Here is an 11,806-nt window from a genome sequence, read left to right on the forward strand (position 1 = left end):
ACGATGGCGATGAGCAGATTGTTGCGGACCGGGCTGAATGCGGGCGAGGCCGCGCCGATGGCGGTGGTCGGCGGCGAGGGCGTCTACTTTCACCTTGCGGACGGCCGCAAGCTGATTGACGGCAGTAATACCGGCGGCGGCCTCGGCCACCGCCATCCCGCAATGGTGGAGGCGATCCGCCGTGCGGCCGATACGCCCGTCGTCAACGAGGGCTGGACCTGGGTCGGCCGCGAGCAGGCCGCCGACGATCTGATGGCCACCGCATTCAAGGGCGAGGAGGACTGGGTCGGCGCGGTTCGATTCTGTATCAGCGGCAGCGAGGCCAACGACATGGCATTGTCGCTGTGCCAGGCGCTGACGCAGCGCTCGGCGCTGGCAACGCGCGAGCGCGCCTATCACGGCATCACCGGGCTGTCGCGCAGCATGACGGTGCAGCCGCAATGGCACGGTGGCCTCGCGGTGCACGCTGGCGGCTCGAAGCTGCCGGCTCCGATGGCGCCGGTGCGGATTCTGCCGGCGCCGGATGGGGCGATCTATGGCGCGCCGGCCAACAACACGCCGCCCAGCGAATATCTCGCGGATGCCCCGCGCCTTTTGTCGGATACGGCGGCAACGATCATCGACTACACCCAGGGCGGCATCTATTACGACGGCGCCTATCAGGACGAGGTCGCGCGCTGCGCGCGGCAGGCCGGCTCTTACTGGATCGCGGACGAGGTCGTCACCGGCGCGGGCCGCGCCGGCCGCTGGTTCGCGTTCCAGGGCGCGCAGAGCCGGCCCAATATCGTGACGCTCGGAAAGTCGCTCGGCGGCGGTGCGGCTGCTGTGGCTGCCGTCGTGGTGTCGAAAGACATCGTCGCGCGGCTGAAGGGCACGAGCTGGCAGAACTACGGTACGCTGCGCGGCCATCCGATCAGCATGGCCGCGGTGAGCGCTTATCTGAAGGTCGTCAGTGAGGACAAGATTCTGGACCACGTGCAAGGTCTGGAGAAGTTGTTTGCCTGCCGACTGCTCGCGATCGCACAAAAGCACCCGAGCGTGCAGCGCGTGGCGGGGCAGGGGCTGCACTGGACGGTGGAGCTGCACGGCCCGGACTGGCGCACCTGGCACGCCGACACCACGGAGGTGCCGATCGCCTCGCGCGTCGCGGAACGCGCGCTGGAGGCGGGTGCGGTGATCGGGACCAGCGGCGAGCAGACCTCGCTGTTCCTGGCACCACCGCTGGTGATTTCCGAGCGGGAGGCCGAACTGCTTCTGGATGCGCTCGATCACGGTCTCGATGTCGCCGACGAGGAGCACGGGTGAGCCACACAACGCCCCCGCAGTCACCGGCCTGGCCGGCGGACGAGCCCTGGCATCTCGCGATGCCCGAGGGCACGCTCTACGACGCCCTGGTGCGTGCTGCACGTGAACGTCCCTCGCATCCGGCGACGGTCTTCTACGGTGCGAGCCTGAGCTACGCCGAGCTGCGTGACCGGGTCGATGCCATGGCCGGTTTCCTGCAATTCGTTTGCGGCATCAAGCGCGGCGACCGCGTCATGATCGCGCTGCAGAATTCGCCGCAATATATCATCGCCTATTACGCGGTGATGCGGGCGGACGCCGTGATCGTGCCGGTCAATCCCATGAACAAGACCGCCGAGATCGTCTATCTCGCCGCGGACAGCGGTGCCCGAGTTGCGATCATCGGCAGCGAGCTGGGCGATGTGTTTGCGCCGCTGGTCGGCGAGGCCATCACGCATGCAATCGTCGCGCAGTATCGCGACGAGGTGCCCAGCGCCACGCCCTACACGCTGCCGCTCTGCGTGACCGAGGCGCCGTCGGAGCCGCCGTCGTCGCCGGGCTGGCATTCCTGGTCGTTTGCGATCGCGCAGGGCCTGCGGCCGGGCGCGATGGAGGCGGGGCCGCAAGATCTCATGATCCTGCCCTACACGTCTGGCACGACGGGCAAGCCCAAGGCGTGCATGCATAGCCATCGCAGCGCGCTGTTCACCGCCGTCTTGCAGGCGCGCTGGTACGGGCTCGACGGCAGCGACGTGATGACCGGCTTCATGCCGCTGTTTCATGTCGCGGGCATGCAGGGCTCGATGAATGCCGCCATCGTCGCCGGCGCCACGCTGCTGCTGATGGCGCGTTGGGACAAGGATCTGCTGCCGGATCTGTTCGAGACCTATGGCGTCACGTTCTGGAACGCGGCGCCGACCATGATCGTGGACGTGCTCGCCAGCGCCAGTTTCCGCGACAAATGCTTTGCCAAGCTCAAGGTGCTGACTGGCGGCGGCGCGGCGATGCCGACCGCGGTCGCCGAACGGCTGAAGGGGCGGTTCGGCCTCGATTTCGTCGAGGGCTACGGCATGACCGAGACGATGTCTCCGACGCACCTCAATCCGATGGCCGCGCCGAAGCGGCAGTGCCTCGGCATCGCCGTGCACGAGACCGACGCCAGGGTGATCGATCCCGACAGCCTGATCGAGCTGGACGACAACGTGGTCGGCGAGATCATCGTGCACGGGCCGCAGGTGCTGCAGGGGTACTGGAACAGGCCGGAGGCAGATACCGAGGCCTTCATCGAACGCGACGGCAAGCGGTTCCTGCGCACGGGCGATCTCGGCTACCGCGATGCCGACGGCTATTTCTTCGCCGTCGACCGCCTGAAGCGGATGATCAATGTCAGCGGCTTCAAGGTGTGGCCGGCCGAGGTCGAGGCGGCGATGTACCAGAACCGCGCCATCCGGGAATGCTGCATCATTTCGGCGCCGGACGGCTATCGCGGTGAGACCGTCAAGGCGTTGGTGGTGCTCGATGACGGCGCGCGCGCGACGACGTCGGAGGGCGATATCGTCGGCTGGGCGCGCGGCGCGATGGCGAGCTACAAGGCGCCACGCGCCGTCGTCTTCGTCGAGTCCCTGCCGCGCACTGCCAGCAACAAGATCAACTGGCGGCTGTTGCAGGATGCCGAATGGGGGCGGACGGCATGAAAGCTGCTTGGCTGGAATATCGGCACCAAGCCGCGCTATGCTCGGCGCGACGGAACATCCTGCAGGCCGACCCTTTTTCCCAGACATCACCAGGAACTCGCTGATGCGCATCGTCAATGTCGCCGCCGCCCAGATGGGCCCGATCCAGAAAGCCGACAGCCGCGAGGTCGTGGTCAAGCGCATGATCGCGCTGATGGACGAGGCGAAAGCGAAGGGCGCCGACCTGATCGTCTATCCCGAGCTGGCACTGACGACGTTCTTCCCGCGCTGGTACGTGGAGGACCGCGCCGAGTTCGATATCTGGTTCGAGCGCGAGATGCCGAACGCGGCAACCAGGCCGCTGTTCGAGCGCGCGGCGCAGCACGGAATGGCGATGAATTTCGGCTATGCCGAGCTGACGCCGGACGGTCATCATTTCAACACCGCGATCCTGACCGACAAGTCCGGCAGGATCGTCGGCAAATACCGCAAGGTGCACCTGCCGGGCCATGTGGACTACGACAGCAAGCGCTCGCACCAGCATCTGGAGAAGCGCTATTTCGAGCCGGGCGATCTCGGCTTCAAGGTCTGGCGCGAGCTCGGCGGCATCATCGGCATGGCGATCTGCAACGACCGCCGCTGGCCCGAGACCTATCGCGTCATGGGCCTGCAGGGCGTCGAGATGGTGCTGATCGGCTACAACACCCCATCCGTGAATGCGGAGAAGAGCGAGGAGGGCGTCGAGAAGCGCCTGTTCCACAACCGCCTCTCGGTGCAGGCCGGCGCCTATCAGAACGCGACCTGGGTGGTCGCGGTCGCCAAGGCCGGCAATGAGGACGGTCACCCGCTGTTCGGCGGCAGCCTGATCGTCGATCCCAATGGCGAGATCGTCGCCGAAGCCAAGACCGAGGACGACGAGGTTCTGGTCCACGCCTGCGACCTCGACGCCACCATTTTCGGCAAGACGACGATCTTCGACTTCGCCCGGCATCGCCGCATCGAGCATTACGGCCTGATCACCAGCCAGACCGGCGCAGTGCCGCCGCCGGAGAAATGACGCCGATGGCTGACAAGGGCATCTCACTGCGTGAGCTCGATCCGCGCGATCGCTACAAGCTGCTCTGCGGCGTGGTGGTGCCGCGGCCGATCGCGCTGGTGACCACGCTGGACGAGAACGGCGCGGTGAATGCCGCGCCGTTCAGCTTCTTCAACGTGTTCTCCGAAAGTCCGGCGCTGATCGTGCTCGGGCTCCAGCACAAGCCGGATCACTCGCCGAAGGACACCACCCGCAACATCCATCGCGACGGCGAGTTCGTGGTGCACATGGTGGACGAGGCGCTGTCGGTGGCGATGAACGACTGCGCGGTCGATTTCCCCTCCGGCGACAGCGAAGTCGCCGCGACGGGCCTGGCCACGCTTCCCTCGGTCGATGTGAAGGTGCCGCGCCTCGCGGCTGCGCCCTTCGCGCTGGAATGCCGGCGCCATGTCGTGCTGAATTTCTCGCCCGATCGCGAGCTCCTGCTCGGCGAGGTCTTGCGGGTTCACGCCCGCGAGGGCCTGGTCGATACCGCGAACATGTATGTCGATCTCGACGCCTATCGGCCGATCGGCCGCATGTTCGGCAATCTCTACACCACGCAGCGGGACACGTTTGCCCTTGTCCGCGAGAGCCATGCGCAATGGCTCGCGCGCCAGGAAACCAAAGAGCTGAAGGACGCCTAGTGAGCCGAGAACTGCACCGTGCCCAGCGCCATGGTGACGGCCGCCTGTGTCGGGTCGATCACGGGGATGCGCAGCGCGTCTTCCAGCGCACGGCGGTGGCGCGCCATGCCGGCGCAGCCCATCACGATGGCCCGGGCGCCGTCCTCGTCGCGCAGCTCGCGGCCGACCTCGATCATCTTGGCGAGCGTGCCTTCGCCGGAGGCGGTCTCGGCGACGCTCATGTTGAGCGGCCGCTCACCGGAAAAGCGGTCGGTCAGGCCCATCTGCCTGAGATAGCGCATGTGCCGCGGGATCGAGCGCTGCGCGATTGCGATGACGCCGAAGGTCTCCGCGCGGGACAGCGCCGTCAGCACGCCACACTCGGCAATGCCGAACACGGGCCGGTCGGTGCCTTCGCGGCAGACCTGGAGCCCGGGATCGCTGTAGCAGGCAATGACGAAGGCGGCCGAGCTGTTGTCGCTTTCGACCAGCTTTCGCAAAGGTATCGCAACGCTGTCGGCGTCCGCCTGGCTTTCAATGCCGAACGGACCCTCGGCCAGCGTCTGGCAGACCACCTCCGGCCCGCCCTCGAAATCGAGCGGCTTCAGCGCATCCTCGAGCCCTTGCGTGACCTTGTGGTTGGAGTTCGGGTTGATGACGAGAATGCGCGGCCGGGTCATGATGGTCTTCCTGCGAGATTAAGAGAACGTGCCTTGAGCCTATCACGGAGTGCCGCATGACTGAACCCGCTTACGACATGATCATCCGCGGCGGCCGCGTCGCCACCACGACCGACGTCTTCGAGGCTGACGTCGCCATCTCCGGGGAGACCATTGCGGCCGTCGGCCGCGGGCTTGCCCCCGCCAAGCGCGAGATCGATGCGCGCGGCAAGCTGGTGCTGCCCGGCGGCGTCGACAGCCACGCTCATATCGAGCAGCTCTCGGCCGCCGGCATCATGAACGCCGATACGTTCGAGAGCGCCACCGTCTCCGCCGCTTTCGGAGGCACCACCACGGTGATTCCGTTTGCAGCCCAGCATGTCGGCATGAAGCTGCCTGAGGTCGTCGAGGACTATCACGCCCTGGCGAAGAAGGGCGCGGTGATCGACTACGCCTTTCACATGATCATTGCGGACGCGACCAGGGAGACGGTCGAGGAGCACATCCCGGCGCTGGTCAAGCAAGGCCATGCCTCGATCAAGATCTTCATGACCTACGACCGCCTCAAGGTCGACGACGAGCCCTTGCTCGACATCCTGCTCGCCGCGCGTCAGTCCGGCGCGATGCTGTGCGCGCATGCCGAGAACCACGGCATCATCGCCTGGATGGTCAAGCGGCTGCTGTCGCGCGGCTACACCATGCCGAAATACCACGCCGTCAGCCACGCCCGCGTGTCGGAGGCGGAAGCCTTCACCCGGCTGATCGGCATGGCGGCGCTGATCGACCAACCGATCATGATCTTCCATGTCTCGACCGCCGAGGGCGCCAAGGTGATCCGCGACTCGCGCGGGCAGGGGCTCAAGGTCTTCGCCGAGACCTGCCCGCAATACCTGTTCCTGACCGCCAATGATCTCGACAAGCCCGGGTCCGAGGGCGCGAAGTGGATGTGCAGCCCGCCGCCGCGCACGCATGCCGACCAGGAGGCGCTGTGGCAGGCGCTCTCGCTCGGCGATCTCCAGACCATCTCGTCGGACCACGCGCCGTATCGCTATGACGAGACCGGCAAGCTGCTCGCCGGCCCCAATCCCAACTTCAAGCAGGTCGCCAACGGCCTGCCGGGCCTGGAACTGCGGCTGCCGCTGTTGTTCGACGCGATGGTGTCGAAGGGACGGCTCGGCCTGGAAAAGTTCGTCGAGCTGACCGCGACCGCGCCGGCAAAGATCTACAACCTGCATCCGCGCAAGGGCTCGATCGCCGTCGGCGCCGACGCCGATATCGCGATCTGGGATCCGAACCGCGAAGTCACCATCGCCGACGAGATGATGCATGACCTCACCGGCTACACGCCGTTCGCGGGCCGCAAGCTGAAGGGCTGGCCGGTGACGACGCTCTCGCGCGGCCGCGTGATCATCGAGGGCGACAAGTGCCTTGCGAGCGCCGGCAGCGGAAAATTCCTGGCGCGCAGCGGCGGCGAGGCGGCCAAGCCCACCGGCCGGCTCGTCGCCGACATGGATCCGGAGCGGAATTTCGGGGCAAAGCTGCTGTGATGGTGGAACGCGCGCGATGAGGATCGTCATCTTCGGCGGCACCGGCTTTGTCGGCCTCAATCTCGCCGAGGTGCTGCTCGCGCGCGGGCACGAGGTGACGCTTTATGATCGTGCACCGTTGCCGTCATCCGCGCAGCGAGCTCTTGCCGACTACGGCGCACGGCTCAAGGCGGTGCAGGGCGATATCACCGACGCGGACGGCATCGATGCCCTTGTCGCAAAAGGCTGCGATGCGATCGTGCTCGGCGCGGCAGTCACCGCCGGCGAAGACCTCGAACGGGCATCGCCCGCACGCGTTCTCGAGATCAACGTCATGGCGCAGATCCCGATCCTGCAAGCCGCGATCCGCCACGGCGTTCGCCGCGTCGTGAATCTGTCGTCGGCGTCGGCCTACGGCGCCGCGGGTGCGCGGGTCGATATTCTGGACGAGGACACGCCCTGCGATCCCGTCTCGTTCTACGCCATCAGCAAGTTCACCTCGGAACGATCGGTGGCACGGCACGCCGAACTTTTCGGCGGTGATTTCCTGAGTGTGCGGTTGACTGCGGTGTTCGGGCCGTGGGAGCGCCCCGGTTCGGTGCGCGATACGCCGAGCCTCCAATATCAGATATTGGCCGCATTCGCGCGCGGCGAGCCGGCCATCATGCCGGAGCCGGGTCTGCGAGACTGGACCTACGCGCCGGACGCTGCCGAAGCTGTCGCGATTCTGGTCGAGGCCGAGCGCCCTCGCCACCGGCTGTACAACATTTCGAACGGCGCGGCGTGGCCCGCATTGCAATGGGGCGAGGCGTTCGCAGCGTTGCATCCCGGCCTGGAGTGCCGGCTCGCGGCGCCCGGAGAGAAGACGGCGATCAAGCTGCACGGGCCTTATCGCGCGCCGCTGTCGGTGACGCGAATGGCCGACGAATTCGGCTGGCGCGCGCGGTTCGGCTGCAACGAGTCCGCTGCCGCGATGAGCGCGTGGCTGAAGCAGCACAAGGAGTGGATCTGACATGCGGCTGCAGGGGCGCACGGCCATCATCACGGGAGCAGGCTCGGGCATCGGCCGCGCCAGCGCAAAACTGTTCGCGGAGGAGGGCGCGCGCCTCGCTCTGGTCGATCGTGATGCCGCGGGCCTCGAGGAAACAATGAGCCTGGTCGGCGAAGCGACGACGCATCTCGGCGACGTCGGCGATGCCGCATTCGCCGAGACCGTTGTCGGCGACGTCGTGGCCCGCTATGGCCGGCTCGATATCCTCATAACGGCAGCCGGCTTCTCCTGCGGCGGCACGGTGCTGACGACGAGCCTGGAGGATTGGGATGCGGTGTTCCGCGCCAATGTCGGCGGCACCTGGCTGTGGGCGCGGGCCGCGGTGCCGCAGATGCAGCGGCAGAACAGCGGCTCGATCATCACGCTGGCCTCGCAGCTCGCGATTGCCGGCGGCAAGGGCAACAGCGCCTATATCGCGGCCAAGGGCGCGATCGTCAGCCTGACGCGGACCATGGCGGTGGATTTCGCCACCGACGGGATCCGTGTCAACGCGATCGCGCCCGGTGCGATCGACACGCCGATGCTCCGGCGCAGTTTTGCCCGCCACGCCAATCCGGACGAGGTGCGCGAAGCCTCGCGCAACCGCCACGCCATGAAGCGGTTCGGCGTGCCTGAGGAGATCGCGCAGACCGCGCTGCATCTCGCCAGCGATGCCTCGTCGTTCACGACCGGCACCGTGATGGTGGTCGACGGAGGCTGGCTCGCGGCATGAGTGAGGCGCTCACCCAGCTCGAAGCGGACGTGCGCGCCGATCTCGCCAGGATCGCGCATCCCCACGCCGCCTGGCTCGAACCGAAGATCGGACCGGACGGCAACGCTGCGCTGGACGTTCTGATCGTCGGGGCCGGCCAGTCCGGCATTGCCATCGGCTTCGGCCTGATGCGCTCCCGCGTCAGCAGCATCCTGGTGATCGACAAGGCGGAGGAAGGCAAGGAGGGCCCGTGGCGGACCTATGCCCGCATGCCCACGTTGCGCAGCCCGAAGGATTATACGGGGCCGGACCTCGACATCCCGAGCTTGACTTACCAGTCCTGGCACGAAGCCCGCTTCGGCAAGGAGAGCTGGCAACAGCTCAGCCTGATCCTGCGTGAGCATTGGGCGGAATATCTGCTCTGGCTGCGACGGGCGATCGGTCTGCCGGTGGCCAATGGCTGCGAGCTGCTGGAGATTTCACAAGGCCCCGACGGCCTGCTCGCCGCACGGGTGAAGCATGCGGCTGGTGCCGAGACGTTCTACGCTCGCAAGATCGTGCTGGCGACGGGGCAGGAGGGCATGGGCGATTGGATGATTCCGGAGCAGCTGGCGCATCTGCCGGAAAGCTCAGTCGCGACTGTCGCCGACGACATCGATTTCGAACGCCTGCGCGGCAAGCGCGTCGCCGTGATCGGCGCCGGCGCGTCCGCTTTCGACAATGCTGCGACTGCGCTGGAGGCCGGTGCCGCTGAAGTGCACCTGCTGTGCCGCCGTGCGCAGATCCAGTTGATCCAGCCCTATCGCTGGCTGACCTTCCGCGGCTTCCTGCGTCATCTCAGCGATCTCGACGATGCCTGGCGCTGGCGCTTCATGCGCAAGATTCTCGAGATGCGCGAGGGATTTCCGCAGGCCACCTATGACCGCTGCGCGCGTCACGCCAACTTCACACTGCACGAAGGCGCGCCGGTCGAAGCCGCGCGCAAGACCGATAGCGGCATTGAACTCCAGACGCCGCGCGGCGCCATCACCGCCGATTTCGTCATCTGCGGGACCGGCATCGACATGGATTTTGCCGGCCGCGGCGAGCTCGCCAAATTCGCCGGCAACATCGCCACCTGGGCCGACCGCTACCAGCCGCCGAAGGACGAACGCAACGAACGCCTCGGCCGCTTTCCCTATCTCGCCGACGACTATGCCTTCACCGAACGCGTGCCGGGGCAGACGCCGTGGGTCTCCGACATCCATCTCTTCGCCATCGCCTCCACCATGAGCTTCGGTCCGTCAGGCTCGTCGATCAACGCGATGACGACCGCCGTGCCGAAGCTGGTCCACGGCCTGACGCGCGGGCTGTTTCGCGCCGACATCGAACGGCACTGGGCTTCGCTCAGCGCCTATGACGTGCCGCAGGCCGTGGTGACGCGTCAGGCGCGAGAAATGGGGGAATCGCTGTGATCACCCATGCGAAGTCGCGACGTCGCGCCCCTCGAAATGTCCGATCGGACTGGCGCGCAACTTGCTTCCTTCTGAACCTGCCTTGCTGGCGTTCTCGTTCGAAATTCAGGGAAAAACCAATGCGTTTTGTGTCTTTCAGGCTGGCCTCGTCCGTCCTCGCCACCACCGCGCTGTTGCTCATCGCCGCCGCGCCGTCGCAGGCGCAAACCCGGGCCGAGACGCTGCGTTATGTCACCGGCGCATCCGTCAACACGCTCGATCCGAACATTCCCGGCTCGACGCGCGAATCCTTCGCGCTGAGCATGAGCACCTACGACCGCTTGGTGGCGTTCGGCCGCAAGCAGCTCAATGGCAAATGGGTGTTCGACCTCGACACGATCACCGGCGAGCTCGCCGAATCCTACGACGTCAGTCCGGACGGCCTGAAGATCACCTTTCGCCTGCGCAAGGATGCAAAGTTCCAGGACGGCTCGCCCGTCACCGCCGAGGACGTGAAGTGGTCGCTCGATCGCTGCGTCACCGCGCCGATCCTCGGCAAGGCGCAGTTGCTGACGGGATCGTTGACGTCGGCCGATCAGTTCAAGGTGATCGATCCCCTCACCATCGAGGTGACGCTGCCAAAGCCCGACAAGCTTGCGCTGCCTAATCTTGCCACCGTCTATCCCATGATCATCAACTCGAAAGTGGCAAAGGAGCATGCGACGGCTGACGATCCCTGGGCGACGGCCTGGCTGAAGGAGCACACCGCCGGCAGCGGCGCCTATGCGGTCGAGAGCTTCAAGCCCGGCGAGCAGGTGATCATCAAGCGCAACGAGAGCTGGAACCGCGGCTCGGCCAACAAGCCCGCGTTCTTCAAGCGCGTGATCGTGCAGTCGGTGCCGGAGCCGGCGACCCGCGCCAACCTCGTCGAGCGCGGCGATGCCGATCTCGTGCTCGATCTGCAGGCGAGCGACGTGCAGTCGCTGGAGGCCAAGGGCAAGCTCAAGGTGATCTCGACGCCGCAATACAACGCGGTCACCTATGTCTCGATGAACAACCAGATCCCGCCCTTCGACAACGTCAATGTGCGCCGCGCCATCGCTTCCGCGCTGCCCTATGAGGACATGTTCAAGGCGGCCTTGTTCGGCCGCGGCGCGCCGCTGTTCGGCGCGACCTGGCCGGACGGCAAGCCGGCGAACGGCATCTATCCGTTCCAGCAGCCGGTGAAGATGGATCTCGACAAGGCCAGGGAGTACCTCAAGGCTGCAGGTCTGCCCGAAGGCTTCTCGACCACCTTCAGCTTCAATGTCGGCCAGGCCGCGACGGCCGAGCCGATGGCGGCCCTCGTCAAGGAATCGCTCGGCAAGATCGGCATCAAGGTCGACATCCAGAAGCTGCCGGACGCGCAGATGTCGACGCAGATCAACGAGAAGAAGCTGCCGTTCTTCACCGAAGGCATCGTCGCCTGGCTGCCGTCGACGGACTATTTCTACCGCAACTTCTACACCGGCAATCAGCGCTGGAATTACTCTTCGATCAACAATCCGGACCTTGCCGCGATTGCGCAGGAGGCACGCTTCGAGCCTGACAAGGCCAAGTACGAGGAAGCCGGCCGCAAGCTCAACGCGATGCATTTCGACCTGATGCCGCAGATCATGCTGTGGCAACCCAATCAGGACGCGGTGATGGCGCCGTCGATCGAAGGCTACACCTACGAGTTCCATCGCCAGGTGGATTATCGCGATGTCAGCCGCAAGTGACTTCAGCGGCCAGCAGGGACGCTGAATG

10 protein-coding genes are annotated in these 11,806 nt (G+C 66.1%); 9 read left to right on the forward strand and 1 reads right to left on the reverse strand.

Features of this window, described 5'->3' with window-relative positions; translation table 11 throughout:
* Positions 1 to 9 precede the first annotated feature (9 nt).
* The 4 genes from BDOA9_RS17690 (at position 10) to BDOA9_RS17705 (ending at position 4,679) form a co-directional block, all read left to right on the forward strand.
* Complete coding sequence (locus BDOA9_RS17690; RefSeq protein WP_025035292.1) at positions 10 to 1,305, forward strand: aminotransferase class III-fold pyridoxal phosphate-dependent enzyme; 1,296 nt, start codon at positions 10 to 12, stop codon at positions 1,303 to 1,305.
* Positions 1,302 to 2,978: a long-chain-fatty-acid--CoA ligase gene (locus tag BDOA9_RS17695; RefSeq protein WP_025035293.1), complete on the forward strand. Its 1,677-nt coding sequence runs from the start codon at positions 1,302 to 1,304 to the stop codon at positions 2,976 to 2,978. Before BDOA9_RS17690 ends, BDOA9_RS17695 begins: the two co-directional genes overlap by 4 nt.
* A 103-nt stretch (positions 2,979 to 3,081) precedes the next feature.
* Positions 3,082 to 4,014 carry an N-carbamoyl-D-amino-acid hydrolase gene (locus BDOA9_RS17700; protein WP_025035294.1) on the forward strand — a complete coding sequence of 311 codons (933 nt, stop codon included), beginning with the start codon at positions 3,082 to 3,084 and terminating at the stop codon, positions 4,012 to 4,014.
* Positions 4,011 to 4,679: a flavin reductase family protein gene (locus BDOA9_RS17705; RefSeq protein ID WP_025035295.1), complete on the forward strand. Its 669-nt coding sequence runs from the start codon at positions 4,011 to 4,013 to the stop codon at positions 4,677 to 4,679. The genes BDOA9_RS17700 and BDOA9_RS17705 overlap by 4 nt, the downstream gene beginning before the upstream one ends.
* Here BDOA9_RS17705 and BDOA9_RS17710 read toward each other — a convergent pair.
* The gene (locus tag BDOA9_RS17710; protein WP_025035296.1) at positions 4,676 to 5,338 is read right to left on the reverse strand and encodes an aspartate/glutamate racemase family protein; all 663 of its coding nucleotides are present in this window, start codon (positions 5,336 to 5,338) and stop codon (positions 4,676 to 4,678) included. The two genes, BDOA9_RS17705 and BDOA9_RS17710, sit on opposite strands and share 4 nt — an antisense overlap.
* Before the next feature lie 56 nt (positions 5,339 to 5,394).
* Between BDOA9_RS17710 and hydA the strand changes: the two genes are divergently transcribed.
* The 5 genes from hydA (at position 5,395) to BDOA9_RS17735 (ending at position 11,778) form a co-directional block, all read left to right on the forward strand.
* Entirely contained in the window at positions 5,395 to 6,864 is a 1,470-nt protein-coding gene (hydA, locus tag BDOA9_RS17715) for a dihydropyrimidinase (RefSeq protein ID WP_025035297.1), read from the forward strand.
* Positions 6,865 to 6,880: 16 nt separating this feature from the next.
* Positions 6,881 to 7,855: an NAD-dependent epimerase/dehydratase family protein gene (locus tag BDOA9_RS17720; protein ID WP_025035298.1), complete on the forward strand. Its 975-nt coding sequence runs from the start codon at positions 6,881 to 6,883 to the stop codon at positions 7,853 to 7,855.
* 1 nt (position 7,856) lies between these two features.
* Entirely contained in the window at positions 7,857 to 8,606 is a 750-nt protein-coding gene (locus tag BDOA9_RS17725; RefSeq protein WP_025035299.1) for an SDR family oxidoreductase, read from the forward strand.
* On the forward strand, positions 8,603 to 10,039 hold the full coding sequence (locus tag BDOA9_RS17730; RefSeq protein ID WP_025035300.1) for an NAD(P)-binding domain-containing protein: 1,437 nt from the start codon (positions 8,603 to 8,605) through the stop codon (positions 10,037 to 10,039). The genes BDOA9_RS17725 and BDOA9_RS17730 overlap by 4 nt, the downstream gene beginning before the upstream one ends.
* A 119-nt stretch (positions 10,040 to 10,158) precedes the next feature.
* Positions 10,159 to 11,778 (forward strand): ABC transporter substrate-binding protein, encoded by a 1,620-nt coding sequence (locus BDOA9_RS17735; protein WP_025035301.1) that lies wholly within the window; start codon positions 10,159 to 10,161, stop codon positions 11,776 to 11,778.
* Positions 11,779 to 11,806: the final 28 nt, after the last annotated feature.

It is taken from the genome of Bradyrhizobium sp. DOA9 (genome assembly GCF_000617845.2).
In the GTDB taxonomy this organism is placed as follows: domain Bacteria; phylum Pseudomonadota; class Alphaproteobacteria; order Rhizobiales; family Xanthobacteraceae; genus Bradyrhizobium.

Bases quoted from the DNA above. Each gene is read 5' to 3' on its own strand.
- BDOA9_RS17690 (WP_025035292.1), top strand. From the start codon at position 10: ATGAGCAGATTGTTGCGGACCGGGCTGAATGCGGGCGAGGCCGCGCCG.
- BDOA9_RS17700 (WP_025035294.1), top strand. From the start codon at position 3,082: ATGCGCATCGTCAATGTCGCCGCCGCCCAGATGGGCCCGATCCAGAAA.
- BDOA9_RS17705 (WP_025035295.1), top strand. From the start codon at position 4,011: ATGACGCCGATGGCTGACAAGGGCATCTCACTGCGTGAGCTCGATCCG.
- BDOA9_RS17710 (WP_025035296.1), bottom strand. From the start codon at position 5,338: ATGACCCGGCCGCGCATTCTCGTCATCAACCCGAACTCCAACCACAAG.
- hydA (WP_025035297.1), top strand. From the start codon at position 5,395: ATGACTGAACCCGCTTACGACATGATCATCCGCGGCGGCCGCGTCGCC.
- BDOA9_RS17720 (WP_025035298.1), top strand. From the start codon at position 6,881: ATGAGGATCGTCATCTTCGGCGGCACCGGCTTTGTCGGCCTCAATCTC.
- BDOA9_RS17725 (WP_025035299.1), top strand. From the start codon at position 7,857: ATGCGGCTGCAGGGGCGCACGGCCATCATCACGGGAGCAGGCTCGGGC.
- BDOA9_RS17730 (WP_025035300.1), top strand. From the start codon at position 8,603: ATGAGTGAGGCGCTCACCCAGCTCGAAGCGGACGTGCGCGCCGATCTC.
- BDOA9_RS17735 (WP_025035301.1), top strand. From the start codon at position 10,159: ATGCGTTTTGTGTCTTTCAGGCTGGCCTCGTCCGTCCTCGCCACCACC.